22 protein-coding genes are annotated in these 24,880 nt (G+C 59.3%); 17 read left to right on the top strand and 5 right to left on the bottom strand.

Features of this window, described 5'->3' with window-relative positions; translation table 11 throughout:
- Positions 1 to 5: 5 nt before the first annotated feature.
- From ATY77_RS18860 to ATY77_RS18850, 3 genes are read right to left on the bottom strand one after another with little or no spacing between them, the layout of a single operon-like run.
- Positions 6 to 983, bottom strand: a complete 978-nt coding sequence (locus ATY77_RS18860) for an ABC transporter permease (protein ID WP_088688536.1) — start codon at positions 981 to 983, stop codon at positions 6 to 8.
- Positions 973 to 2,556: a sugar ABC transporter ATP-binding protein gene (locus ATY77_RS18855; protein WP_013984663.1), complete on the bottom strand. Its 1,584-nt coding sequence runs from the start codon at positions 2,554 to 2,556 to the stop codon at positions 973 to 975. Before ATY77_RS18855 ends, ATY77_RS18860 begins: the two co-directional genes overlap by 11 nt.
- Positions 2,557 to 2,610: 54 nt before the next feature.
- A complete protein-coding gene (locus ATY77_RS18850; RefSeq protein ID WP_245314369.1) occupies positions 2,611 to 3,711 on the bottom strand; it encodes a substrate-binding domain-containing protein in 1,101 nt (366 codons plus the stop codon).
- A 456-nt stretch (positions 3,712 to 4,167) separates the two neighbouring features.
- On the opposite strand from ATY77_RS18850, the gene tkt reads away from it, so the two are divergent.
- From tkt to ATY77_RS18825, 5 genes are read left to right on the top strand one after another with little or no spacing between them, the layout of a single operon-like run.
- Entirely contained in the window at positions 4,168 to 6,177 is a 2,010-nt protein-coding gene (gene tkt / locus ATY77_RS18845) for a transketolase (RefSeq protein WP_088688535.1), read from the top strand.
- The gene (locus ATY77_RS18840) at positions 6,174 to 7,196 is read left to right on the top strand and encodes a class 1 fructose-bisphosphatase (protein ID WP_088688534.1); all 1,023 of its coding nucleotides are present in this window, start codon (positions 6,174 to 6,176) and stop codon (positions 7,194 to 7,196) included. The genes tkt and ATY77_RS18840 overlap by 4 nt, the downstream gene beginning before the upstream one ends.
- A 6-nt stretch (positions 7,197 to 7,202) precedes the next feature.
- The gene (fba, locus tag ATY77_RS18835; RefSeq protein WP_088688533.1) at positions 7,203 to 8,252 is read left to right on the top strand and encodes a class II fructose-bisphosphate aldolase; all 1,050 of its coding nucleotides are present in this window, start codon (positions 7,203 to 7,205) and stop codon (positions 8,250 to 8,252) included.
- Between the two features lie 42 nt (positions 8,253 to 8,294).
- Entirely contained in the window at positions 8,295 to 9,065 is a 771-nt protein-coding gene (locus tag ATY77_RS18830) for a triose-phosphate isomerase (protein WP_088688532.1), read from the top strand.
- Positions 9,066 to 9,077: 12 nt separating this feature from the next.
- The gene (locus ATY77_RS18825; protein WP_040140203.1) at positions 9,078 to 9,533 is read left to right on the top strand and encodes an RpiB/LacA/LacB family sugar-phosphate isomerase; all 456 of its coding nucleotides are present in this window, start codon (positions 9,078 to 9,080) and stop codon (positions 9,531 to 9,533) included.
- Positions 9,534 to 9,749: 216 nt separating this feature from the next.
- Here the strand turns inward: ATY77_RS18825 and ATY77_RS18820 are convergent, their stop codons facing one another.
- Complete coding sequence (locus ATY77_RS18820) at positions 9,750 to 10,451, bottom strand: GntR family transcriptional regulator (RefSeq protein WP_004129783.1); 702 nt, start codon at positions 10,449 to 10,451, stop codon at positions 9,750 to 9,752.
- 100 nt (positions 10,452 to 10,551) lie between these two features.
- The gene (locus tag ATY77_RS18815) at positions 10,552 to 11,346 is read right to left on the bottom strand and encodes a 3-oxoacyl-ACP reductase family protein (protein ID WP_004129782.1); all 795 of its coding nucleotides are present in this window, start codon (positions 11,344 to 11,346) and stop codon (positions 10,552 to 10,554) included.
- Positions 11,347 to 11,497: 151 nt separating this feature from the next.
- On the opposite strand from ATY77_RS18815, the gene ATY77_RS18810 reads away from it, so the two are divergent.
- The 12 genes from ATY77_RS18810 (at position 11,498) to ATY77_RS18755 (ending at position 24,530) form a co-directional block, all read left to right on the top strand.
- The gene (locus ATY77_RS18810; RefSeq protein WP_088688531.1) at positions 11,498 to 12,850 is read left to right on the top strand and encodes a four-carbon acid sugar kinase family protein; all 1,353 of its coding nucleotides are present in this window, start codon (positions 11,498 to 11,500) and stop codon (positions 12,848 to 12,850) included.
- Between the two features lie 10 nt (positions 12,851 to 12,860).
- Positions 12,861 to 13,748, top strand: a complete 888-nt coding sequence (locus ATY77_RS18805; RefSeq protein WP_028753509.1) for a 3-keto-5-aminohexanoate cleavage protein — start codon at positions 12,861 to 12,863, stop codon at positions 13,746 to 13,748.
- Between the two features lie 70 nt (positions 13,749 to 13,818).
- Positions 13,819 to 15,351: a sugar ABC transporter ATP-binding protein gene (locus ATY77_RS18800; RefSeq protein WP_088688530.1), complete on the top strand. Its 1,533-nt coding sequence runs from the start codon at positions 13,819 to 13,821 to the stop codon at positions 15,349 to 15,351.
- Positions 15,352 to 15,389: 38 nt separating this feature from the next.
- Complete coding sequence (locus ATY77_RS18795) at positions 15,390 to 16,352, top strand: sugar ABC transporter permease (protein WP_088688529.1); 963 nt, start codon at positions 15,390 to 15,392, stop codon at positions 16,350 to 16,352.
- 95 nt (positions 16,353 to 16,447) lie between these two features.
- Positions 16,448 to 17,446, top strand: coding sequence for a substrate-binding domain-containing protein (locus ATY77_RS18790; protein ID WP_245314368.1), 999 nt, complete (start codon positions 16,448 to 16,450; stop codon positions 17,444 to 17,446).
- Between the two features lie 64 nt (positions 17,447 to 17,510).
- Entirely contained in the window at positions 17,511 to 18,545 is a 1,035-nt protein-coding gene (locus tag ATY77_RS18785; protein ID WP_013984674.1) for an aldo/keto reductase, read from the top strand.
- Between the two features lie 5 nt (positions 18,546 to 18,550).
- The gene (gene oiaX, locus ATY77_RS18780) at positions 18,551 to 19,834 is read left to right on the top strand and encodes a 3-oxo-isoapionate-4-phosphate decarboxylase OiaX (protein WP_088688527.1); all 1,284 of its coding nucleotides are present in this window, start codon (positions 18,551 to 18,553) and stop codon (positions 19,832 to 19,834) included.
- Between the two features lie 3 nt (positions 19,835 to 19,837).
- A complete protein-coding gene (locus tag ATY77_RS18775) occupies positions 19,838 to 20,818 on the top strand; it encodes an aldo/keto reductase (protein ID WP_013984676.1) in 981 nt (326 codons plus the stop codon).
- A 121-nt stretch (positions 20,819 to 20,939) separates the two neighbouring features.
- Positions 20,940 to 21,896 carry an L-threonylcarbamoyladenylate synthase gene (locus ATY77_RS18770; RefSeq protein ID WP_013984677.1) on the top strand — a complete coding sequence of 319 codons (957 nt, stop codon included), beginning with the start codon at positions 20,940 to 20,942 and terminating at the stop codon, positions 21,894 to 21,896.
- A gap of 249 nt (positions 21,897 to 22,145) precedes the next feature.
- Positions 22,146 to 23,189, top strand: a complete 1,044-nt coding sequence (locus ATY77_RS18765) for an aldo/keto reductase (RefSeq protein ID WP_088688526.1) — start codon at positions 22,146 to 22,148, stop codon at positions 23,187 to 23,189.
- A 161-nt stretch (positions 23,190 to 23,350) separates the two neighbouring features.
- A complete protein-coding gene (locus ATY77_RS18760; protein ID WP_245314367.1) occupies positions 23,351 to 23,692 on the top strand; it encodes a hypothetical protein in 342 nt (113 codons plus the stop codon).
- Positions 23,664 to 24,530 (top strand): N-acyl homoserine lactonase family protein, encoded by an 867-nt coding sequence (locus tag ATY77_RS18755; protein WP_088688525.1) that lies wholly within the window; start codon positions 23,664 to 23,666, stop codon positions 24,528 to 24,530. The genes ATY77_RS18760 and ATY77_RS18755 overlap by 29 nt, the downstream gene beginning before the upstream one ends.
- The last annotated feature ends 350 nt before the right edge of the window (positions 24,531 to 24,880 follow it).

Genomic DNA, 24,880 nt, shown 5'->3' with positions numbered 1-24,880 from the left:
CCAGGTTAGCGGCTTCGGCCGACCGCCACAGCTAGGATGATGAGCATTCCGCGCGCGATGAGCTGCTGGCTGTAGTCGAGGCCGCCAAGAATAAGACCGTTGTTGATGACACCGATGAGCAGGGCACCGACGATGGAACCGATCACGGTGCCGCGTCCGCCGAATAGGCTGGTACCGCCGAGAACCACGGCTGCAATGACAGACAGCTCATCGCCTTCGCCAAGCTGGAAGCGTCCAGACTGCAGGCGTCCAGCATAGAGCATGCCAGCGATCGCAGCGGCCATCCCCGTCAGTAGCAGCACCTGGAACTTGATTTTCCGGACATCGACGCCGCTGTAGCGAGCTGCGACCGAGTTTCCGCCTGACGACATGACCTTGCGGCCGAACGGTGTCTTTCGAAGCGCGATATGGGCGATCGTGCCCAGAACGGCGACCCAGACAACGAGGACAGGAACAGGGCCGATGTTACCGGAACCAAAGACGAAAATGAACGTATCGTTGATAATTGGAACAGGCGAAGTGCCGCTTACCCACATTCCGACCCCTCGCGCGATCCCCATCATGCCGAGCGTCACCAAGAACGACGGGATGTTGAGATAGGCAGTCAGGCCGCCGTTTATGGCGCCTACCAGCAGCCCGAGGATCAAGCCCGCGAGAATGCCGGGGAATAGACCGTACTTGCTCAGCACCAGGCCAGCGACCACCGACGACAGTCCGGCAATGGCTCCGACCGAGAGGTCGATCTCGCCCGCCGAGAGTACGAACGACATTGCCATGGAAACGATGGCGACGATCGCAGTCTGTCGCAGGATGTTGAGCAGGTTGTTTGAAGATAGGAATCCGCGATCCTGCAGCAAGATCGCGAAGACGATGAAGATGACGACGAAGCCGATGTAGACGACGTAGTCGCGCCAGTTGCTGTGCCACGGCCGCATGTGGGTTGCATCCGTCTCTGTGTTCAATGTCTTGGCTTCAGTGGACATTTTGGGTTGCCTTCTGAATCGCGACCTGCAGACCGAGTTCGGTGCGGATCAGCGGAGATTGAGTTTCGTCGCCGGCAATCGTGGCCCAGCTTTCGATTTCGTCGCGCTCGATTTCGCGCGCGAGACGTCCGTTGTTCATGACCAGGATGCGGTCGCTCGTTGCCAGAAGCTCGGCTGGTTCCGACGAGATGACGATGACGGACTTTCCGGAGGAGGCGACGCTCCGAATGAGCTCTACGATCTCGGCCTTTGAACCGATGTCTACGCCTGCCGTCGGTTCGTCGAGAATGACAACCGAAGGATCAATCGCTAGCCATTTGGCAATAACGATCTTCTGCTGGTTGCCGCCAGAAAGGTTCCTGACCTTGTTGTCAGCGGACGGCGTCTTGATCCTCAGTTGCTTGATGAGATCGGAGGTCAGTGTTCCCTCGCGTCGACGGTCGATGAAGGGACCGCGGACGAGCTGACCGATCTGCGGCAGTCCAAGATTGTCGCCGACGCTGTGCTCGACAACCAGACCTTCCTCGTGGCGGCTCTCCGGAACAAGCACAATGCCAGCCTTGATCGCATCCGAAGGTGACTTGAACTCAACGGCAGTGTCGCCGAGTTCTACGGTTCCCGCAGTTTTCTTATCGACGCCGAAAAGAAGGCGGGCAAGCTCGCTCCGGCCAGCGCCCATGAGGCCTGCTATTCCCACAATCTCGCCCCTGTGGACGTCGAAGCTGACATCGCTGGGTTTTCCCGAAGGGCCCGAAAGGCCACGTACGCTCAGCGCGGGTTTGCCGCTGCGATCAATGGCGCGCGCCTGGTATTGGAAACCGGTGACACGCTTGCCGACCATGTGCTGCACGATCGAGTCGAGCGTGAATTCGGATGTCTTCCCGGAGGTCACGTTCTGACCGTCACGCAGAATTGTAATCTCGTCAGCGATCGTCATGATCTCGGTCATGCGATGGGAAACGTAGATCACGGCTGTTCCCGCCGCAGTGAGCTTCTTCAACATGCCGAACAGAGTGTCGGCTTCCTGTGCGCTCAGCGACGAGGTTGGTTCATCAAGGATAAGGATCCTGGCGTCCTGGTGGATGGCCTTGGCGATCTCGGTCAGCTGGGCCTGGCCGGGGCTGAGTTCAAAAACAGGCGTCCTCGGATCAACCCTGAGGTTGAGTTGGCCGATGATCTCGGCTGCCTGGGCGATTTCCCTGCGCTCGTCGACCAAGATCGACAGGCGGCGGGGCTCCCGGTTGAGGAAAATGTTCTGGGCGACCGTGAGGGTGGGGATCAGGCTGAGGTCCTGGAAGATCATCTCAATGCCGAGCCTGCGGGAATTCTCCGGAGAGCTTGACGACATGTGTTCGCCAAAAACCTCGATGGATCCCTCCGTGGGTGTGACCACGCCCTGCAGGATCTTCAACAGCGTAGACTTGCCGGCGCCATTTTCGCCGACCAGCGCATGGATTGTCCCGGGCTGGATCGTCAGGCTGACACCGCGCAATGCGTGCACGCCGCCAAACGATTTCCTCACGTCGCGCATCCTGACGGCGGCGAGGGTTTCGGTGACTGCTTGAGTGTTCATGGTCGTTGTCCGCCGCTGGGGACGGGGAGCGGCCGGAGCCGCTCCCGCGCACCGTTAGTTCATTGCGTCGGTGAGAATCTTCGGTGCCTGGTCGCCGTTCGACTGCGGCCACGCCTCGATCAGGTTATCGCGGGTCACCGCAAGGGCCGGGAGCACGACGTAGGGAGGTGCGTCCTTTCCGAGTAGGGCGTATCCGGCAAGGATGCCCTCGGCATAACCGGCGCCGTACGGACGCTGGGATCCGGTTCCCTTGACGTAACCCTTCTTAGCCATGTCGATCGAGATGTTGACGCCAAGGTCGCAAGTGGTGATGACGAGGCTCTTGGACGCGCCCGCTGCGCGCGCCGCTGACAGGACGCCTTCTGTTGGAACGTCCCACACGGCCCAGATGCCATTGAGGTTGGGGTGGGCCGTCAGCATTGCGGAGGCGACGCGCTCGGATTCGCTTGAGAAATCAGGGCCTCCGACACCGGTCTCCTGGACGACCTTGATATCCGGATAATCCTTGATCGCTTCCTTGAAGCCGACCACGCGTTCTTTGGTGGCAAAAAGGTCGGACGCATGCGGGATGAGACCGATTTCGCCCTTGCCGTCGAGCGCCTTGGCCATGAGCAGTGCGGCGACCTTTCCCATCCCGCGGTTGTCGGAAGAGACGAGGCTCACATAGTCTTTGCCAGCCTTCATCCCGGCGCCGGTCTGGTCAAGGAAGATGATCTTAATGCCAGCGGCAGCAGCTTTCTTGTATGCTGCGGCCGTGGCCGACTGCTCGGCGGGAACGGTGATCATGACGTCAGGTTTGAGCGCCATGACGCTTTCGATGTCTGAAACTTGCTGCTCCGCGCGATATCCAGCGTCAGTCGTCGCAACAATTTCGACGCCGAGCTCTTCCAGGGCCTTCTTTTGCCCGGCCATCTGGGCCTTGGCCCAGTCAGACGCCGTGTAGTGCATCACAATGGCCGCTTTGGCATGCTTCGCCTTGATCTTTTCGATCTCTTCGGCGGATAGCTTCAGGTCGCTCGCGAGGGTCGCTTTTTCGCCGTTGGGCCCGCTTGCCGGGTGACTTTCAATATCCTTGATCTGTTTATCGACATCCACCGCGAAGGCGCTAGGCGCATAGGCAGCGCTGCCGCCGAGGGCAGTGGCAAGGGCGATCATCTGTAGGGACTTGCGCATCGTCATAGGCATTTCGGTTCCTCCCTTTAAGGCCTATTGAGTTCCTCGAATCCAATAACGTATACGTTAATGCATTTGTAGAAGCTGTCAATTGAAGAAATGTCGGGAAAAATCGGCGAGCCGAATTGAGCATCCCGCATATGGGTGAGTGCCCAACGCGGTAGGCATCACGGTGGTCGTCTTGTCCGTTTGCCACCAAACGGATCGAGGCAGACCGCCCCGTGAAAGCGACCGGGACGATCCTTACGGCTCCCGATCGACGGGGTAGCCAAATAAAAGCTATTGCGCAAATAGGGAGGTATAAGGTATGAGGTATGATGTCGATGGGCAGACTTTTTGCAGCGGAATGTGATATTGTTATGTTTGTCGTATATAATGCGTTATTTTGTGTTTTGATACTGTGATATCTAGAAAAGTGCGCCACATTGGTCGCGGTTTATGAGGGAGGAAGAATTGACAGCAGCAGTTTCGATCCGCGATCTAGCGAACGCTATCCGTGTCCTGTCAATCGACGCGGTTGAGGCCGCAAAGTCCGGGCACCCCGGAATGCCCATGGGCATGGCTGATGCGGCGGCGGTGCTGTTCGGCCGGCACCTCAAGTTCGATTCAAGCGAACCTGGATGGCCGGACCGCGATCGTTTCGTCCTGTCGAACGGCCATGGCTCGATGCTGCTCTACAGCCTTCTGCACCTCACCGGGTACGAAGACATGACGATTGAGCAGGTTCGCAACTTCCGCCAATGGGGCTCCAAAACGCCAGGTCATCCCGAATACGGGCACACCGCTGGCGTCGAGACGACCACCGGGCCGCTCGGACAGGGGATTGCGTCGGCTGTCGGAATGGCTATCGCGGAGCGGCGCCTATCAACCGAATTTGGCGCAGCGCTTGTCGATCACCGGACCTACGTTTTCTGTGGAGATGGGTGTCTCATGGAAGGTGTTGGTCAGGAAGCTGCTTCGCTGGCCGGCCACCTGCAGCTCGGCAAGTTGATCGTCCTTTACGACGACAACTCCATCACCATCGACGGCTCGACCGCAATCGCGTTTTCGGAAGATGTGCTCGCGAGGTTCGACGCGTACGGATGGCACACGCAGCGCGTTGACGGTCATGATCCGGATACGATCGACGCGGCGATCTCGCAGGCAAAGGCGGAAGCATCCAGACCATCCCTCATAGCCCTGAAAACCATCATTGGATACGGCTCTCCGTCGAGGGCAGGAACAAGCTCCGTACATGGTGCACCGCTCGGCGCCAGCGAAGCCGCCGCGACGAAGGCAGTCTATGGCTGGACGGCGGACACTTTTGAGATTCCTGCTCCAATCCTCAAAACTTGGCGCGAAGTCGGCGCGAAGGGCGCCAAGGCGCGCAAGGACTGGCAAGCGCGGCTCGAAGCAGCGGGCGCAGATGTCAGAAGTGAGTTTGAACGCCGCACCGCCGGCTCATTGCCAGCGCGATATGAGGAAGCGGTCAACGCCGCCAAGGCAAAGCTGCTCGACAAGCCGCAATCAGTGGCAACGCGTAAGGCAAGCCAGATCGCACTGGAAGCGCTGACGGAACTGCTTCCGGAAATGATCGGCGGGTCCGCTGACCTCACCCACTCAAACTTGACCCGGGTTCCGGCCGTCGACAGCGATTTCACCGCCGCTGCAAGCGGGCGGTATGTCAGCTATGGCGTTAGAGAGTTTGCCATGGCCGCCGCGATGAATGGTATGGCGGCTCACGGCGGCGTCATACCCTATGGTGGCACGTTCCTCGTCTTCTCGGATTATTGCCGCAATGCCATTCGTGTGGCGGCTCTGATGGGCGTCCGCTCTATCTTCGTGATGACGCATGACTCGATCGGTCTTGGCGAAGACGGTCCGACGCACCAGCCGGTCGAGCATCTTGCCAGCCTCAGGGCAATGCCGAACTTGCATGTATTCCGGCCCGCCGACACCATCGAGACGCTGGAATGCTGGGATCTTGCAATAACCAGCAAGAACACGCCGTCGGTTTTGGCGCTCTCGCGGCAGAATGTCCCGCAACTGCGCGCCCAGCGTGACGGCATCAATCGCTGCGCACGGGGAGCCTATGTGCTGCGGGAAGCGAGCAGCGAACGTGCCGTCACAATCATCGCCACTGGAACGGAAGTCGCGCTTGCGATCCAGGCTGCCGACGAGCTTGAGGCGAGAAACGTTCCCGCCGCTGTCGTCTCGATGCCGGGCTGGGATCTCTTCGAACAGCAGCCCAAGGATTACCGCAGCTCGGTCCTCGGCAACGCGCCGCGCATTGCCGTGGAAGCGCTCTCGAAGTTCGGCTGGACTAGGTATGTCGACAGCGAAGACGACGTGATCGGGATGTCCGGCTTCGGAGCGTCTGCGCCGGCCGAGACGCTGTACGAGCAATTTGGGATCACGCGTGACGCAATCGTCACGCGCGCCCTAGCAAGGATAAGGGGCAAGCAATGAGCGCGCCGGCGACACCCGGAAATGACGAAGCGGGCGTCCAGTATGGTTCTGTCGATGAGTACCTCTCGACCTGGGCTGGTGAAGATTTGTCCCGTCAGGGGGTGGCGGCTCTAATAAACGGTGTGTTGGATGCCGCCTGTCTTTTATCCGCACGCATCGCAGCCGGTTCCCTGGAGGGCGATCTGGCCCACCTTGTCGGATCAAATACCGACGGTGATGCGCAAAAGGCAATCGACATCGCGTCGCACGAGTTGTTCATCGAAATACTCGCACGCGCAGGCGCTGCCAGGGTCCTGTCCGAGGAGGCCGACGCGCCACTTATGCTCAATGGCCAGCATTTTGCGGTCGCAATCGATCCGATCGACGGTTCAGGCAATGTCGGGCTGGGCACTCCCGTCGGCACGATCTTCTCGATCATGCCTTTCTGCGAAGCTGAAGATCCCTTTTTAACCCCTGGAAAGCGCCAGGCCGCGGCCGGTTATGTCTCATTCGGCAACACGGTCGATTTGGGATTTTCGGTCGGTGAGGGTGTGCTGCTGGCGACGATGCATCCCCAAACCGGCGAGTTCCTGATCGTCAAAAGGCAGGTTCAGATACCTCGCGACACGTCCGAGCTTGCATATAACGCTTCCAACCACCGTCACCTTCACCCTGCCATGAGCCTGTATCTTCAGGATTGTCTGACCGGCAAGGAGGGAACGCGCGGCCGCGATTTCAACATGCGTTGGCTCGGATCGGCAGTCGGAGAGCTCCACCGGATCCTGATCAGGGGCGGTGTGTTCTTCTACGCCGGCGACAAGCGGCCCGGCTTTGAAAATGGGCGCCTTCGCCTGGTGTATGAAGCGAATCCGATCGCGTTCCTGATGGAGCAGGCCGGGGGGCGGGCCACCGACGGCACGACCGCCATCCTGGACAAGATCCCGACCTCTCACCATTGCCGCACGCCGCTGGTTTTCGGTTCGGCGACGGAGGTCGACGTGATCGCAAGCTATCTCAATTCCAATCCAACCAGCGAGTAACACGTCATGGCCAGGATTACTCTCCGCCAGCTGCTGGATGATGCCGCCGAACACGGCTACGGCGTCCCGGCGTTCAACATTAACAACATGGAACAGGCGCTTGCCATCATGGAAGCGGCCGACGGAACGGATTCGCCTGTGATTCTCCAGGCGAGCCGTGGGGCCCGAGCCTACGTCAACGACATCATGCTCAAGCACATGATGGAGGCTGTGACGGAAATCTTTCCGCATATCCCCGTTTGCGTCCATCTTGACCACGGAAACGAACCGAGCACCTGCGTCACCGCGATCCAGCATGGTTTTACGTCCGTCATGATGGACGGATCGATACTTGCTGACGGGAAAACCGCGGCGGATTGGGACTACAACGTCAAGGTCACGAGAAGCGTCAGCGACACGGCCCATTGGGCAGGGGTTTCGGTGGAAGGGGAGCTTGGCGTTCTGGGCTCGCTTGAGACCGGTACGGGCGAGGCGGAAGACGGTCACGGCGTCGAAGGCAAGCTCGATCCGCATCAGCTTTTGACCGATCCGGAGGAGGCGGCGAAATTTGTCGCGGAGACCAAGGTGGATGCGCTTGCCGTCGCAATGGGCACCAGCCATGGCGCCTACAAGTTCTCACGCCGGCCGGACGGAGTCGTGCTGGCAATGGATGTTATCGAGGCGATCCACCGGAAACTTCCGAACACGCATCTCGTCATGCACGGTTCGTCGAGCGTGCCGGAGGAGTTGCAGGAAATCTTCAATTGCTTCGGCGGGCGGATGAAGCCCACCTGGGGCGTGCCGCTCGAGGAAATCCTGCGCGGCATTCGGCATGGTGTGCGAAAGGTCAACATCGACACTGATTGCCGCATGGCAATGACCGGGCAGGTGCGCCGAGTGCTGTCCGAAGATCCGACAGAATTCGACCCTCGCAAATATTTGAAGCCCGCAATGACGGCGCTTTCGAAGCTTTGTCGCGAAAGATTCGAAGCTTTCGGAACGGCAGGGCGCGCAAGCTCTATCAACGTCGTGCCACTCGCGGAAATGGCGAAGCGGTATCGAGCCGGCTCGCTCTAGGTCGGTCACAGCAGTTCGAACGCAAACGTGGTGAAGCGGGACATGACCGAGAAGAAAACCCTCTGGATTGGCACCAGCTGGAAGATGAACAAGACGCTTGCCGATGCCGCGCAGTTTGCGCACGGTCTCAGGGCCGCAGACATCACGTCCCATCCGCGCATCCAGCGCTTTGTCATCCCTCCTTTCACTGTTGTCCGGGAAGTGAAGACCACATTGGCGGGCACGTCGGTAAAGGTCGGCGCGCAGAACATGCACTGGGACGAGGACGGCGCCTGGACGGGCGAGATTTCGCCCTTGATGCTTAAGGACTGCAACCTCGACATCGTCGAGCTTGGTCACTCCGAGAGGCGTGAACATTTCGGTGAGACGGACGTGACGGTAGGACTGAAAGTAGAGGCGGCGGTTCGCCACGGCTTGATCCCGCTCATCTGCATAGGGGAGACACTTTCCGAACGCGAGGCCGGGCGAGCCCGCGACGTCCTCGAGCGCCAGGTTCGCGGCGCGTTGGGAAGCCTTTCTACCGACCAGAAGCACAAACCGATACTGCTTGCCTACGAGCCTGTTTGGGCCATTGGCGTCGATGGGATCCCCGCGACAGCGGACTACGCCGACGCCCGCCAGGCCGAGATCGTCGCGTTCGCGGAAGCCGTGCTCGGCCGGCGCATTCCCTGCCTCTACGGCGGTTCGGTCAACGCAGACAACTGCGAAGAGCTCATATCCTGCCCTCATGTCGATGGGCTGTTCATCGGCCGCTCGGCCTGGAAGATCGAGGGCTACCTCGACATCCTCGAAAAGTGCGCGGCCAAAATCTGAGGAGTGATGAAGATGAAAATTGCAGTAGCAGGCGACAGCGCGGGCGAGGGCCTCGCCAAGGTCCTCGCCGATTATCTCAAGGACCGTTTCGAGGTGTTCGAGGTCTCCCGGACGGACGCCGGTCTCGACGATTTCTATGCGAACCTCTCCGACAGGGTCGCCAACGGCGTGCTCGACGGCACCTATGACAAGGCCATCCTGGTGTGCGGCACCGGGATCGGCGTCTGCATTTCGGCAAACAAGGTGCCGGGTATTAGGGCAGCCCTCACACACGATACTTATTCCGCCGAGCGGGCGGCGTTGTCGAACAACGCCCAGATCATTACCATGGGCGCCCGCGTCATTGGATCGGAACTTGCGAAGACGATCGTCGACTCATTCCTCGCCCAGAGGTTCGACGAGAACGGTCGCTCGGCCAGCAATGTTGCCGCCATCGACGAGGTCGATACGAAATACCACGCCCGCTAGTTGGAAGGCTGGGCAAGCATTGCTCGCGGTGGACGCGCGAGGCGCAATCAGCCTGGCGCATTATCGTTTTCTGGCAATTTTCAGAACCCGGCGAATAGGCCGGGCGGCATACGGTATCCGGGCTTCGCGTCTGCCTTCAGATGCCGCCGGTGATGATCGCAGTGCGACCTGCGGGAAATGCAAGATGCACCACGCCTTGACGTGATGCCCTGGCTGTCATTTCAGCAGGGATGTGCGGAAGTGTTCCATGTTTTCCTCGACGCTCTCGCGGCTGAGGTCACCTGTCTTTCTGTCCCGGATCATCTGAAACATGTGTTCGTGGAGATCGACTGCGCGCCATTTGCCACTGACCTCTAGCGACTTTTGCACCCAAGGCGCGACCATCGTCAGCACGAAGTCGGCGATCACGACGATCAACGGGTTTCCGGCGGCTTTGTATATTGCTCGGTGGAAATCGAGATCGGCCTTGAGGAGATCTTCGATCGCGGAGTTCGCATCCTCCGACAGCCTTTTTAGTCGGTCGATGCACTCTCTCATCGTGGCGAGGTCTTCGTCCGTACGCCGCAGCGACGCGAGTTCTGAACAGTTGCGGTCGAAAATGTATCGCAGTTCCATCAGCATCTCAGGCGTCGAACTCTGAAGATAGAGCTGAAACATCGCGAGCGGCATCGCCGGAAGGCCTTCGTCCTTACGGATGTAATTTCCAAAGCCATGACGCGTCTCGACAAGACCCGAGACCGCGAGCGTTTTGATCGCCTCTCTGATTGGAGTGCGACTGATCCCGAGAAGCTGGGCCAGCTCTTTTTCATTGGGAAGTTTGTCACCAGGCCCGAGGTTGCCTTTGGCAATTTCGCCCGTAATGTAGTCGAGCGCTATGTCCAGCCGGCTTGGGATTTTCTTTGGGTCAACAGACAGCATTCCTGGTCACGCTCCAATCAGAAATCGAAAAGGTACGAGGTCATACCGCGTTTTCCCGCTTGCGACAAATGCCGAACGTCGAACTGGCCACTTCTCCAGGTTATTCGCTGATTTGTCCCAGCCGCTTCGAGGCTTTTGGATCGAATGGGAACATGAGGCCAGCGGCCAGGAAGCCGCCGTCGACGTTCAGGGTGTGCCCCGTAATATAGGCAGCATCGTCGCTCGCCAGGAACACCGCGGCATCAGCGATTTCCGATGGTTCGCCATAACGGCGTTGCGGAACGAGCCGATGATAGGCGTCACGCGTTTCGACCGTGTGCATGACTTTCGAGACCTCGGTCAATATCGGGCCCGGTGCGATGTTATTCACATTGATTCCCGATTCCGCGAGTTCGACCGCCATAACCTTCGTGAGGAGTTCGACGCCGGCCTTTGAGGCTCCATAGGCCGAACGCCCGACACCTCCCTTCTGACCGGACAGCGAAGCGATATTGATGATCCGCCCATAGCCTTTGGCGGCCATGATCCGAGCAAAGGCTTGCGCCACGAGGAATGTTCCGGTCAGATTGATCCGGACGACGCGTTCGAATTCCTCCCGTGAGCTTTCGAGAAACAGAGTGGTTGCGCCCACGCCCGCGTTGTTCACGAGTATGTCGACCGTGCCGAATCGGCCAATCGTTTCCTTAACGATCGTCTCAACGTCTTCGTTGACGGAAATATCGGCGCGGACGGCCAAAGCCCGCTCCCCAAGCCGCTCGGCGGCTTCGTTCGCCACTTCCAGATCGCGGTCGACGATAACGACATTCGCGCCTTCGCGAACATAGGCTTCAGCGATTGCCAGTCCGATGCCCCGGCCAGCGCCCGTCACCACGGCAGTGCGTCCAGAAAGTCTCATCTCGTCGTCCTCCAATTTTCTCGATATGAGGTATAAGGTATAAGGTATGACCTTGACAGAGTTATGAGCTGCTTCTATGAGTATTGTCAAGAGTGAAGCCCGGCTGATGTATGGAGGAAGATATCCTCGGCCGGGATATTGGGAGGATCCGATGACATCAGCTGGCAAGCTCAAGGCCGTGTTTTACGGCGACGACTTCACGGGTTCTTCCGAAAACCTGGCGCAGTTCCATCGCAGTGGTGTGAAGGGAAAACTCTATCTCGCACGCCCTTCAGCACAGACGGCGTCAACAGATTCTCTGTCTTATGATGTGCTTGGCTTCGCCGGTACCGCAAGGGCGTTGTCCGGCGTCGAGCTCGACGAGGAGCTTGACAGTGCGTTTTCGATCATGCGCACCCTCAACAGTCCGCTTATCCAATACAAGATCTGCTCTACGTTCGACTCATCGCCCACCGTTGGAAGCTATGGTGCTGTTCTGGCGCGCGCTGCGGCTCACTTCGGCAAGAGGGACGTTCCAGTCCTCGCCGCGACCCCGGACTTCGGGCGCTACACCTGTTTCGGAAATCATTTCGCGCGCTTTGCCGACAGGATTGAGCGGCTCGACCGGCACCCGAGCATGTCGCGCCACCCCAGGACGCCAATGCATGAGGCGGATCTGCGCATGCATCTGGCTGGGCAGACAGATAAGGAATTCGTCAACGTCACGCTTCCCGCAATCCGGAACCGCTCGGCAATGGAGGAGCGTGTCTTCAAGGCCTTCCAAGAGGGGGCAGGGGTCATTTTCGATGGGCTCGAAAATGCGGATCTTGTGGCTGTCGCCGATCTGCTCTGGGCGCGGTATCCGACACGTCCGATGTTCGCGCTAGCAGCTCAAGGCTTGGCACAACAACTCGGCGCTCTTTGGGCCCGCTTGGGCCTGCTATCGTCGGCGGAGCCCGTCAAGACGGAGATTGCCGGCGTCGAAAATCTACTCGTCTTATCAGGCAGTTGCGCCCTGCAAACCGGGCGCCAGATTGCGGTGGCCGAAGCTTCCGGGTGGAACCTTGTCCACTTGGATGTCTCGACAATCCGGTCCGATGATGATGCTGAGGCAGTTGCGCGGGAGGCTGCTTTGAAGGCGATCGAGAGCCTTGTGCGCGGTCGACCTACAATCATCTACACGGCTCGCGGGGAAACCGGCCGTCTGCCCGGCGGCGATGTTCCCGCGGAACGCTTGGGCGCCATCTACTGTGACGTTGCGCGTGCCGTGCGCCGCGCGGTTTCCTTGCCGCGGATCGTGTTTTCGGGCGGTGACAGTTCGAGCTATGCGATGCGGACAATCGGCGCCGAAGCGCTCGAGATCGCCGTTTTTGACGAAGTTCAAAATTGCCATGTCTGCCGCCTGGATGCGCCGGGCGACGCCGAAGTCGATGGCCTCGAAGTCATGCTGAAGGGCGGGCAGATTGGTGCCGATGACTTCTTCCTGCGGGCAAAGGCGGGCACCTCTGGTTATCTGGCGGCGTAAGGAGCGAAAGATGCAAAAGAAAATCATCCTCGAAGCCAGGGTCAACGAGTACGCGCCGCGCACATCCAACCCTAATATCCCATACACCGCCGACGAGATCGTTGAGGCCGCCGTTGCAGCCCGCAAGGCGGGAGCGGCGATTCTGCACTATCATGCCAGGACAGCCGACGGCGGTGCGACAAACACCGTTGAGGCAAACGCCGAAATCATCCGCGAAGTCAGGCAGGCGACCGATCTACTCATCCTTCCCACGCTCGGCTTTATCTCGAATGATGCCGACGCCATGAAGCGCATCGACACGGTCGCAACCCTGGCATTGGACCCTGCTACGAAGCCCGATATTGCGCCCATCGATACCGGTTCGGCCAATCTCGAGCTTTGGGATGCCGAGACGCGCAGGTTCGAAAATCCAGAACGTTTGTATCTCAACACGACCGAAAGTCTCGCGCACTACGCGCGTACCTTGGCCGAAAAGGGCGTAAAGCCGAAGCTGGTTTCCTGGTCTGTCGGGTTCACGCGCCGCGCGATCGCTCTGATGGACGCGGGCCTTGTGAGGGGGCCCGCCTACTTTCTCCTGCACCTAACGGGAGGGCGATACATTACCGGGCATCCGCCGACCGAGGCGGGTCTCATGGCGCATCTTGCATTTCTGCCCGACGACCGGCCGATCGAATGGACGGTCAATTGCCTTGGGGGCAATCTGTTGAACATTGCTCCTGCGATCTGCCGTCTGGGCGGCCACATGGCTATTGGAATAGGCGACTATCCCTATCGCGAATTCGGCACACCCACGAACGCGGAAGTCATATCGCGCGCTGTTGAGATTGCCCAAAAGGTCGGACGTGAGCCCGCTACACCCCAGGAGGCACGCGCGATCCTCGAACTGGACGCCGCGTAGATCCAATAAGGCAGGCGATCCGAACACACGAGGCATAGATTTGGATTTTTATGAGGTATGACGTCATATCATGGTCAACGCAACTGAGAAGATAACAGTTCAGGGAACTGCGCAGTCGTCTTCGGCACGCGTGCTTCTGCGGGCCGAGGGCGTGGAAAAGTCGTTCAACGGCGTCCCAGCGCTCGTTGATGGCCGACTAACTCTAAAGGCCGGGACCGTCCATGCCTTGTGCGGCGGTAATGGCGCCGGCAAGTCGACATTCCTAAACATCACGATGGGACTGCTCCGCCGCGATGGAGGGATAGTGGAGATCGATGGCGAGCAGGTCGACTTCAAAAGCGCCGCTGACGCCTTGCGTCACGGCATCGCGATCATCACGCAGGAGCTTTCCCCCGTCCCCGAGATGACCGTCGCCGAGAACCTTTACCTTGGCCGCGAGCCGAAGCGACTTGGCGTGCTCGTCGATTTTAGCCAGATGCGCAGGGACGCCGAGGCATTCCTCGATGAACTCGGCTTTGAAGTCGACGCTGCCAAGAAGATGGGGGAGCTGAGCCTCGCCCAGATTCAGCTCGTTGAAATTGCGAAGGCTCTCAGCTATCGGGCACATATCGTCATCATGGACGAGCCGACATCTGCTATCGGCGAACACGAAGTCCATGTCTTGTTCAACGCGCTCCGCAAGATCACCGCGCGCGGTTCCGCAATTATCTACGTGTCTCACAAACTCACCGAAATCTTCGAGATCGCGGATGAGTACACAGTCTTCCGCGACGGCCGTTTCATCGAGACTGGAAACATCAAAGACATCGACCGCCGTCATCTTGTGACACAGATCGTCGGCCGTGAAGTCAAGCTGGTCGAGAAGGGCAAGCCTCTCGAAGACGCGCCAATCCTGCTTTCGGTCTCGAACTTGGCGCGCGGGCCTCATTTCCGAGACATCTCGCTAGACGTGGCGTCCGGCGAAGTGGTCGGAATCTACGGGCTGCTTGGGTCCGGACGAACCGAGTTCCTCGAGACAATATTCGGGCTGCACTCACCAACGGGAGGCGAAGTTGTCTTCAACGGCGGTAAGGTCAAGCCAGGCAGTCCTAAGGACGCAATTCAACGTGGAATGGCGATGGTGACCGAGGATCGCAAGGACAGTGGTCTCGTGCTCTCGGCATCGATCGCCCACAACATCACGCTTTCATCGCTGGCCTTGATGGCCATCAGCGGTTTCATCCGCGGGGACAAAGAGCGCAGCGCAGTTCAAGACATGATCGTCTCACAGAGGATCAAGTCGGCGTCGCCAGATGTTGCCGTCGAAACTCTGTCAGGGGGCAACCAACAAAAAGTCGTGCTGGCCCGGTGCCTTCTGACAAATCCAAAGCTTCTCATTTGCGACGAACCGACGCGTGGCATCGACGAAGGTTCCAAGCAGGAGATCTACGCGTTCCTGCGAGACTTCGCGGCAAAGGGCAACGGCGTCCTCGTGGTCTCCTCGGAGGGACCGGAGATCATGCAGCTCAGCGACAGGATCGCGATTTTCAAACAGGGGCAGCTCCTCAGCATCATCGACGGTGCCGAAGCAACGCAACAGACGCTTCTGGACATGGCGAGCTGATGAGCGGTCATAGCCCCATTCACGGGAGGACTTGAGTAATGAATACCATCGCTGCGGCGAAGCCCGGAAACTTCCGCGCCGGGGAAATGATCAGGCAGTTCAGCATCGTTCTCGTGTTTTTCCTGATCGTCGCGTTCTTCGCGTTCGCGAACCAGTACTTCATGACATGGTTGAATTGGCTGAATCTCGTTCGCCAGTCGTCGATCAACGGCATTCTGGCGATCGGAGTGACCTTCGTCATCCTTACTAAGGGCATCGACCTATCGGTCGGCTCCGTAATGGCGCTCGCGGGCATGATCGCCGCCAGCCTCGTAACGGAGACCAACGAGCAGTTCGTGCTTTTCGGTATCTTTGCGGGCCTCGCGGCGGGAGCCGGCCTCGGCTTGGTGAACGGCGTGCTTGTTGCCGCGGTCAAGGTCCCGCCGTTCGTAGTGACGCTTGGCATGTTGAGCGTGGCCCGCGGTCTCACCTTGATTTTTTCGGAAGGACGCCCCATCCCGAATCTGTCGGATCCCTTCAAGTGGATCGGCTCCGGGCAGATCATGTATATCCCGGTACCGATCGTCATCCTGTTCGTCGTCTTCCTGATTGGATGGACCGTTTTAAACTATACGACTTTCGGCCGTTATGTGTACGCAGTTGGCGGCAACGAGAAGGCGGCTCGCACGAGCGGCATTTCCACCAAGGTGATCGTCGGTGCGACCTATTTGATCTCGGGCCTCCTGGCTGGTCTTGCGGGGCTTGTCCTGACGGCTCGCACCACCGCTGCGCTGCCGCAAGCGGGCATCGGTTATGAGCTTGACGCGATCGCCGCCGTCGTGATCGGCGGGACGAGCCTTGCGGGCGGCCGCGGATCGCTGCTCGGCACACTGATCGGCGCGCTCATCATCGGCACGATCAACAACGGCATGGACCTCATGGGCGTGTCTTCATACTACCAGCAGGTCCTCAAGGGCACGATCATCGTGGTCGCGGTCATTGCCGACCAAATCCGCAAATAAGACCAATCCCGAAATTGCCGCCGGGGAAGGCCGGCGACAATGTCCGGCCCAGCGTGTCGCGTCCGGACGTATCTTAAACCAGAGGAGAATATGAAATGCAGATGTCTAGGAGGAACCTGCTCAATGCGGGTGTGGGTATGGCAATCGCCGTAGCGACGTTGGCTGGCGGGAACTTCGCCTTCGCGCAGGACAAAATTCGGATCGCGGCTCTCTCGTTCGGTGAGTCCGGCGAGTACATGAAGGCTTGGTCGACGGAAATCCAGAACCATCCCGCCGTCAAATCGGGCGAGGTCGAGATCACCGTTTTCGACGGCAAGTATGATCCACTGACACAGGCGAACCAGATCGACACAGCGATCACCCAACAATTCAACGCGATCATCATGTCACCGTTCGACCTCGAGGCCTCGGCGCCGCCGATCGAAAAGGCCGCCGAAGCGAAAATCCCGCTTATCGTGTCGGCGCTCAAGACCAAGTCGATGAAATACACCGCGTCCATCATCGTTAACGATACCGAAGGCGGCCGGATCATCGCTGAGGAACTCGCCAAGCGCCTTCCGAACGGCGGCAACGTCGTCCTCATGGAGGGTCCGATCGGCCAGTCGGCCCAGATCGAGCGCCGCGCAGGCATCGACGCTGGTCTCGCCAAGTTCCCGAACCTCAAGCTCATCGAAGACAAGACAGGCAACTGGAGCCGCGCCGAGGGTCAGGCGCTCATGGAGAACTGGTTGCTCGCACACCCGGGTGAGATCAACGGCGTCCTTGCGGAAAACGACGAGATGGCGCTTGGCGCGATCGAAGCCATGAAGAGCGCCGGCATCGATCTCAAGACCGTTCCCGTTCTTGCGATCGACGGCATTCCGGACGCAAAGCGCGCCGTGAAGAAGGGCGAGATGGCGGTCAGCCTCTACAAGTACGCCCGCGCCGAAGGCCAGGGCGCGGTCGACCTCGCACTGCGGGCGATCAAGGGCGAGAGCTACAAGCCGCAGTCCGAAATCTGGGGCTCGCTGATGGAATGGAAGGGCGGCACCGAGAAGGACTACGTCGTGCCGTGGCTCGTGCTCGATTCCACCAATGTCGAGAAGTACATGTAATCGGACAACGGCGGACGGCCCATACGGCCGTCCGCCTTACACCAGGGAAATAGGATCGACCATCATGTTGAAGAGAAAAGTTGGAAAGACCGATGTGACGCTGACCTCGCTAGGGCTGGGTACCTCGCCGCTCGGTGGGTGCAATGTCGATGTGAGCTTCCAGACTTTCGAGGCGGTCGTCCTCAAGGCATACGACTTGGGTGTCCGCTATTTCGACACCGCGCCCCTTTACGGCCTTGGAAAGTCCGAGCATTCCCTCGGCCATGTCCTTCGCAACAACGATCTCATCGGCAAGGTCGTGGTCAGCACCAAGGCGGGGCGGATACTCAAGCCGGAAAGCCGCGCAAAGCGCGCCGAGAGCCTTTACGGCATCGACTGGGTGAAGGCGCTGCCATTCGTCGATGACTACGACTATTCCTATGACGGCATCATGCGCGCTTTCGAAGATAGCCAGCAGCGCCTGGGTATGGACCACATTGACATCCTCTATCTCCACGACGTGAGCGGCGAATGGCACCGCGAGGCGTATAGCACCCACCTTTCGGCGCTGAGATCGAGCGGTTACAAGGCGTGTGACGAGCTGCGCAGCACAGGCTCCGTGAAGGCCATCGGCCTCGGCGTCAATGAAACCGCGTCGGTCCTGCAGGTGGCAGAGGAATTTGATCTCGACTGCTCCATGGTCGCCGGGCGCTACACCCTGCTCAACCACGGCGCTCTCGACCATTTCTATCCAGAAATGCAGCGTCGCGGCATCGGTATCATTGCGGCTGGCATCTACAACTCCGGCATCCTCGCCGAGGGTAGCAAGTCGATGACAACCACCCGCACCTACGATTGCCAGCCCGCGCCTGAAGCGATCGTCCGCAAGGTCGAGGCGCTCGAAGCCGTCTGCGAGCGCCATGGCGTCTCGCTTGCGACTGCAGCGACACAATTTGTCTACGCACATCCTGCAGTGACCGCGGTGGTACAGGGAGCGCTGGCGCCCGAACACGTCGCCGCAAACGTCGCCGCGATCTCGACGCCGGTTCCGGCTGCGTTCTGGGCCGACCTGAAGTCGTCGGGCCTCATCCCTGAAGCCGCGCCAGTTCCGGAGGCATGATAGCGATGGATCTGGCTCAGCGCAGGCCCTCGGACATTCTGGTCACCTATCGGATTGAGACCGCCGGGAGCGTTGAGGCCTTGGCGGTCAAGATCGGAAGCGACCAGTCGACGGGTACATTTGTTGACCTGCCGGGAGAGACGCCGCAACTGAAGGCGCGCGCGGCCGCGCGCGTGGTCGCTTTCGAGAAACTGGACTCTGTCGAGGTTCCCTCGCTCCCTGCAGCGGGCGAAGTCTTCAACCGAGCGGAGACAACAATCGCCTATCCCCTGGAGGCCGTCGGAACTGACCTTGCGGCAGTCACCACGGTTGCATTGGGCGGGGTCTGGTCGATCAAGGAATTCACCGGGCTGAGGGTCGTCGGCCTGCAGCTGCCTCCAGAGTTTGAAGGCGTCTACCCGGGGCCTCAATTTGGGATCGAAGGCTCCCGGCGTCTGACCGGCGTCTACAATAGGCCAATCATCGGCACGATCATCAAGCCCGCGCTCGGCCTCACCCCGGACGAAACGGCGCAGGTGGTTGCTGAACTCGTCGCGTCCGGTGTCGACTTCATCAAGGACGACGAGAAACTGATGTCGCCACCGTACTCCTCGTTGGAGGCGCGGGTGAAAGCGATCATGCCGATCATCCGGGATCAGGAGCAGCGCACCGGCAAGAAGGTGATGTATGCCTTCGGCATTTCCGACGTCGATCCCGACGAGATGGTTCGCAAGCACGACTTGGTCGTGCGCGAGGGTGGAAACGCCGCTGTCATCAACATCAATTCGATCGGCATGGGCGCTTTTCTGTTCCTGCGTCGGCGGTCGTCCCTTGTCTTGCACGCCCATCGCAACGGCTGGGATCTTCTCACCCGACATCCTGGTCTTGGGTTCGATTTCTCGGTCTACCAACAGCTTTGGCGACTTCTCGGCGTCGACCAATTCCAGATCAACGGCATTGCCGCCAAATACTGGGAGCCGGACGCGTCTTTCGTTCAGTCGTTCCATGATCTCCAGAAACCGATCTTCAGTGATGCCGACCGCCCGTTACCGGTCGTTTGTTCGGGTCAATGGGGTGGACAGGCGCCTGAGACCTATCGAAGGACGGAGCAGACGCTTGACCACCTTTACCTTTGTGGTGGTGGCGTCGTCAGCCATCCCGGCGGGCCGTCGGCGGGTGTCAGAGCGGTTCGTGCGGCCTGGGATGCCGCGGTCGCCGGAATCGATCTCCATGAATATGCCAAATCTCATCCAGAGCTGGCGCAGTCGCTCGCCAAGTTCGGCTCTAAAACCGTATCAGAAGGAAGATGACAGATGGAATATCGTCAGCTTGGCCGGTCAGGTCTCAAAATTTCGCAACTGGTTCTTGGTTGCATGAGTTTCGGCGTCGCCGATCGCGGCAACCATGCTTGGACCTTGTCCGAAGACGACAGTAGGCCATTTATCAAAGAGGCACTCGAACAGGGCATAAACTGCTTCGACACGGCCAATGCCTACTCGGACGGCACCAGCGAGGAGATCATCGGCAAGCTGCTCAGGGAGATGGTGCAGCGTGATGAGGTTGTCATTGCCACCAAGGTCTACGGCAAGATGCGCAACGGAGCGAATGCGGTCGGACTTTCCCGCAAAGCAATCATCGCGGAGGCTGAGGCCAGCCTCAAGCGGCTGGCGACCGACTACATCGACCTCTACCAAATTCATTTCTGGGACAATTCGACCCCGATCGAAGAGACGCTGGAAGCGCTGACCGATCTCGTTCGAAGCGGCAAGGTTCGCTACATCGGAGCCAGCAATTGTTACGCATGGCAATTTGCGCGCGCGCTCTACAAGTCGGACGCTGCCGGATGGTCGCGTTTCGTTTCGATGCAAGCTCAGATGAACCTCCTTTATCGCGAGGAAGAGCGGGAGATGTTGCCGCTCTGTAAAGCTGAAGGGGTGGGGATCATCGCATTCAGTCCGCTGGCTCGCGGGCGCCTCAGCCGGCCTTGGGAGGAAAGCAGTTTGAGGTCCGAGACCGACAATGTCACCGCTCGGTTCTACGGTCACGCGGACGAGGCGGATCGCCGCGTCGTAGACGTCGTCGCAAAGATTGCAGAGGACAAGAACGTCCCGCGATCCCTCGTTGCGATGGCGTGGCTTAACACAAAGGCGGGCGTGACGGCTCCTATAATCGGCGCAACGAAGCTACAGCATCTGAAGGATGCCGTCGCTTCCTTGGCCGTGAAGCTAAGCGACGACGAGGTCCGCGAACTCGAGGAGCCATACGTGCCGCATAGCGTAGTCGGCTTGAACTGAGTTTGGCTCAGCGGGGACGACGTTGAGGCTGTCAGGAGGCACGCCGAACCGGGCCTCCTGAGCCAATGGCTTTGGTCGTATCGATCTCTGCTCCCTTCCAGAACCAGCGCGAGGAAAAAAGATGGCCACCACCCGTCATTTTGACGTCAGCGACAGCGCGATTGAAGCTGCCGCCCGGCTCATGCGAAATGGCGAAGTTGTCGCGTTTCCGACGGAGACGGTTTACGGGCTCGGCGCGGACGCCAGCAGCCCCGCCGGGATCGAGCGCATCTATGAAGCCAAAGGACGCCCGCGGCATAATCCCCTGATTATCCACGTTTCGGACGTGGAAATGGCGCGCAGGATGGCACATTTCAATCCGGAGGCAGAGTTGGCTGCTGCCAGCTTTTGGCCGGGACCTCTGACATTGCTCCTGCCAAAGCGGGAAGACGCGGGGCTCGCAACCGCAGTTACCGCGGGCATGAAAAATGTCGCAATCCGATTTCCCTCGTCGAGTGTCGCCCAACGGCTGATCCGGGCCGTCGGATTTCCGGTGGCAGCGCCTTCAGCCAATCGTTCCGGGAAGGTCACCTCGACCCGCTTCGTGGAAGTTGTCCGCCAGTTGGACGGACGGATTTCGGGAATCGTGGAAGAAGACATATGCGATCACGGCCTGGAATCGACTATTCTGTCTTTGGTCGGATCTCCGATCATTCTACGCCACGGGTCAGTTCCGCGGGAGGCACTGGAAGCTTTACTCGGCCCGATTGACGAGGACACTGGGCCCCAAAAAGTCTCGGCACCAGGCCAGCTAAAGAGCCATTATGCTCCGGAAGCCGCCGTTCAGATGAATGTCGACCGTCCTGCCGCCAATATGGTCTGGGTCGGTTTCGGACCGGAGTGCGAGGGCTGTCAATTGACGCTGTCTTCTTCCGGTGACCTTCAGGAAGCTGCCCGCAACCTCTACACCGCCATGAGTGAAGCCGACGCCTTGGCCGGCGCGAGTGACGTGATTGCATTCGCCCCTGTGCCTCTGATTGGCCTTGGCAGGGCAATCAACGATCGGCTGAGACGAGCTGCCGCGCCCCGTTGCGCGTAGGCGGCATTTTTAAGCAATTGCGGATGGCGGCACGCAAAAAACGCTTGCCTCTATAGGTATGACCTTATACCTTACACTTTGCCGATGGAGGAGTCAGGCCACGGAGGTCCATCAAGCATTTCTGGTGTGGTTGGCGGCAGACGCCGGCGACATGACACGCATTTGGGACACGGGCTTTACCCGAACAATGACGGCATGGCGGAAGCTACATCGCTTCGACGCCTCCTATCGACATCTAGGGATGATCACATGACCGAACTTGAAACTAGGCCGCTCGGAAAAAGCAAAGTTCAGGTAACTTCGCTTGGGCTAGGCACAGTGCCGCTCTCTGGCTTCAACGCCGATGTCTCCTACGACGAATTCGAAGCGACGATCCTCGCCGGGTATGCGGCCGGCATCCGCTATTTCGATTGCGCGCCGATGTATGGATTCGGCAAGTCGGAGCATTATCTTGGCCATGCCCTCAGGGCGAACAAGCTGCGCGAAAACGTGGTGGTAAGCACCAAAGTCGGACGCGTATTGAAGCCCGCAAGCAGGACGAAGAAGTTAGAGACCGTCTACGGCATCGAGTGGATCGACCCGCTTCCGTTTCTCGATACCTACGATTACACCTATGACGGCGTGATGCGTGCATTCGAAGACAGCCAACAGCGCCTCGGCCTAGACTATATTGACGTTCTTCTCGTGCATGACGTTGGTCGGGCATGGCACGGCGACCAGAGCGAATTCTATTGGAACCAGTTGCGGGCCTCCGGTTACAAGGCACTGGACGAACTTCGCTCCAGCGGAGCCGTATCGGCCATTGGTCTGGGTGTCAACGAGACCGAGTCTGTCGTGGGTGTCGCCCGTGAATTTCCGATCGACTGCTCGTTGATCGCCGGCCGCTACACCCTTTTGAATCATACCCCGCTTGAGGCCGCGTTCGACGAGTTGCTCCAGCGGAACGTCTCCGTGATCGCCGGCGGGATCTTCAATTCCGGGATCCTCGCGACCGGCGTAAGCGGTCCCGCGGCCACTTACGATTACGGCAAGGTTCCGGCGGCCGTCGTCGAAAAGGTCAAGGCCATCGAGAGCATTTGCTTAAGATATGCGGTGAGCTTGCCTGCAGCGGCGATGCAATTCGTCTATGCGCATCCGGCAGTGGCCACGCTGGTCATGGGTGCAAAGAGCGCATTGGAAGTCGAGCAGAACGTGAAGGCGATCAACGAGACAATACCCGCTGCATTTTGGGACGCTTTGACTGAGGCGAGCCTTCTTCCGTCAAACGCTCCGCTGCCGACGGTTGTACGATGATGGCCAGCGGAGGCACCGTTTTCGGCGGCTTCCGCTGTGAAGCGCTCGTGGGTTCGGTTCCATCGCCGGAGGCGCGCGCATGCCTCGAGGCGCTCGTCAGGACATATGGCGAGCTCCTCGCGATCTACTCCTTCATGCATATGGCATTGAGGGAGAAGAGCATGCGCCTCTTGATTGGAGAACTCGCTAATCGCGCCACAGAGATAAAGCGATCCGTCCGTTCCTCGCTTGCGGGCTTGCGCGGTCTCGCGGGGCAGGGCCACGCACTCTCCCATCTTGGACGGGCAGATGGCCTGCTTGTCGAGGCGGAGGAGCACCTGCAGCGCGGTGTCCTGGTTTCAGATGCACCCCTGCTGGGGCTGCTTTCAAATGCGGCGATCGAGCTGAAACGATCGGCCGCCATCTTAGGCACGTCGACCTTCGACACGACAGCATGCTGTGGAGGGTCCCTACTTGGACATGGGGAGGAAGACCATGGGAACGCATTCGATCTGGGTGCTTGAATACTCTCGAAGCCCGGTGCACCCGGTCAGCGGGGTTTTTTACGGCGCCCATAATCAGGGCACGATGAACCTGCCGTTCGCATACATACTCATCAAGTCAGGAGATGCAGTCGTTCTGGTCGATGCCGGTCACGACGCCGCCGATTTCGGAGGCCAGATCGCCAACTCAATCGGCGTTACCGGTTGGACGCCTCCGGAAATCGTTCTCGGGGAATGCGGGATCAGGCCCCATGACGTCACGCATGTCATCCTCACGCACGCGCACTTCGATCACATTGGCGGCCTAAAGTTCTTCCCAAATGCTAAGATTTTCATTCAGAAAAAAGAATTGGAATCCTGGATGTGGATTCTGGCAAAGGGTCGGCGCTTCCGTTCATTGCAGGCCGGACTGAATCCGGCGGATATCCTCTATCTGACCCAGGCAAATATCGAAGGCCGCCTGGAGCTGGTGGAGGGAGAGCGGGAAAACCTGGTGCCAGGCGTTCATGTCTATCCGGCATTCGACACCCATACCGCAGGATCGCAATATGTGGTGGTGGAGACCGGCGGTGGAGACGGCAAGTTTATCCTGTCCGGCGACGTCATCTACACCTACAGCAACCTCACGGGTGAGGACGCCACCGATCCCTGCTTTGTGCCGCCGGGCCTTGCCAATGGCAGCCAGACACGTCTGATCGAGTCCGCCGAGGAGATGCTCAAAATCGTTGGTATGGACGAACGACGAATTGTTCCCATGCACGAGGAGCAGCTGTCAAAAATCTATCCCTCGCGTCTGACGGCTCGCCAGCTCATGCTCGTCGAGATTTGTGTGGCCGACGGAGACGTATCAAGAGTTTGATCGATTTGAAGCAGCGCGAACGCCAAGCTGCATCGTTCACAATCGTCCTCCCAAGGCGATAAGCAGAGAAAAGGCCGGGTGTCAGTTCACAGTGACTCCGGCCTTTTCCAAACACCTTGCCCGCTACGGTGATCTGCCCGGTGAAGAAGCCCTATATTCGCGCCCGCTTTGATGACGGCCCGGTAGTCCGCGATGTTCACCCTGGAGGACAAGGCCTCCGTCTTCCGTGCGCGGCTGACGCGCGGGACCATTCTCCATGGCGATGATATTTGCGCTTGAACCTCCAAACCATCCTTGTTTCGTTAGAAAATGAGCGCCTTCGGCCATGCATGGAGTGGTGCAATCGCACC

It is taken from the genome of Rhizobium sp. R634, from assembly GCF_002211305.1.
In the GTDB taxonomy this organism is placed as follows: Bacteria; Pseudomonadota; Alphaproteobacteria; order Rhizobiales; family Rhizobiaceae; genus Rhizobium.
This window is presented reverse-complemented; position numbering and strand designations above follow the sequence as displayed.

What these genes read in the sequence shown, in the direction of transcription:
- ATY77_RS18805 (WP_028753509.1), top strand. Translation starts at nt 12,861, where the DNA reads ATGCAAAAGAAAATCATCCTCGAAGCCAGGGTCAACGAGTACGCGCCG.
- ATY77_RS18790 (WP_245314368.1), top strand. Translation starts at nt 16,448, where the DNA reads ATGCAGATGTCTAGGAGGAACCTGCTCAATGCGGGTGTGGGTATGGCA.
- ATY77_RS18770 (WP_013984677.1), top strand. Translation starts at nt 20,940, where the DNA reads ATGGCCACCACCCGTCATTTTGACGTCAGCGACAGCGCGATTGAAGCT.
- ATY77_RS18840 (WP_088688534.1), top strand. Translation starts at nt 6,174, where the DNA reads ATGAGCGCGCCGGCGACACCCGGAAATGACGAAGCGGGCGTCCAGTAT.
- ATY77_RS18765 (WP_088688526.1), top strand. Translation starts at nt 22,146, where the DNA reads ATGACCGAACTTGAAACTAGGCCGCTCGGAAAAAGCAAAGTTCAGGTA.
- oiaX (WP_088688527.1), top strand. Translation starts at nt 18,551, where the DNA reads ATGGATCTGGCTCAGCGCAGGCCCTCGGACATTCTGGTCACCTATCGG.
- ATY77_RS18830 (WP_088688532.1), top strand. Translation starts at nt 8,295, where the DNA reads ATGACCGAGAAGAAAACCCTCTGGATTGGCACCAGCTGGAAGATGAAC.
- ATY77_RS18850 (WP_245314369.1), bottom strand. Translation starts at nt 3,711, where the DNA reads ATGATCGCCCTTGCCACTGCCCTCGGCGGCAGCGCTGCCTATGCGCCT.
- ATY77_RS18820 (WP_004129783.1), bottom strand. Translation starts at nt 10,451, where the DNA reads ATGCTGTCTGTTGACCCAAAGAAAATCCCAAGCCGGCTGGACATAGCG.
- ATY77_RS18785 (WP_013984674.1), top strand. Translation starts at nt 17,511, where the DNA reads ATGTTGAAGAGAAAAGTTGGAAAGACCGATGTGACGCTGACCTCGCTA.
- ATY77_RS18825 (WP_040140203.1), top strand. Translation starts at nt 9,078, where the DNA reads ATGAAAATTGCAGTAGCAGGCGACAGCGCGGGCGAGGGCCTCGCCAAG.
- ATY77_RS18760 (WP_245314367.1), top strand. Translation starts at nt 23,351, where the DNA reads ATGCGCCTCTTGATTGGAGAACTCGCTAATCGCGCCACAGAGATAAAG.
- ATY77_RS18860 (WP_088688536.1), bottom strand. Translation starts at nt 983, where the DNA reads ATGTCCACTGAAGCCAAGACATTGAACACAGAGACGGATGCAACCCAC.
- tkt (WP_088688535.1), top strand. Translation starts at nt 4,168, where the DNA reads ATGAGGGAGGAAGAATTGACAGCAGCAGTTTCGATCCGCGATCTAGCG.
- ATY77_RS18810 (WP_088688531.1), top strand. Translation starts at nt 11,498, where the DNA reads ATGACATCAGCTGGCAAGCTCAAGGCCGTGTTTTACGGCGACGACTTC.
- ATY77_RS18800 (WP_088688530.1), top strand. Translation starts at nt 13,819, where the DNA reads ATGGTCAACGCAACTGAGAAGATAACAGTTCAGGGAACTGCGCAGTCG.
- ATY77_RS18855 (WP_013984663.1), bottom strand. Translation starts at nt 2,556, where the DNA reads ATGAACACTCAAGCAGTCACCGAAACCCTCGCCGCCGTCAGGATGCGC.
- fba (WP_088688533.1), top strand. Translation starts at nt 7,203, where the DNA reads ATGGCCAGGATTACTCTCCGCCAGCTGCTGGATGATGCCGCCGAACAC.
- ATY77_RS18815 (WP_004129782.1), bottom strand. Translation starts at nt 11,346, where the DNA reads ATGAGACTTTCTGGACGCACTGCCGTGGTGACGGGCGCTGGCCGGGGC.
- ATY77_RS18755 (WP_088688525.1), top strand. Translation starts at nt 23,664, where the DNA reads ATGGGAACGCATTCGATCTGGGTGCTTGAATACTCTCGAAGCCCGGTG.
- ATY77_RS18775 (WP_013984676.1), top strand. Translation starts at nt 19,838, where the DNA reads ATGGAATATCGTCAGCTTGGCCGGTCAGGTCTCAAAATTTCGCAACTG.
- ATY77_RS18795 (WP_088688529.1), top strand. Translation starts at nt 15,390, where the DNA reads ATGAATACCATCGCTGCGGCGAAGCCCGGAAACTTCCGCGCCGGGGAA.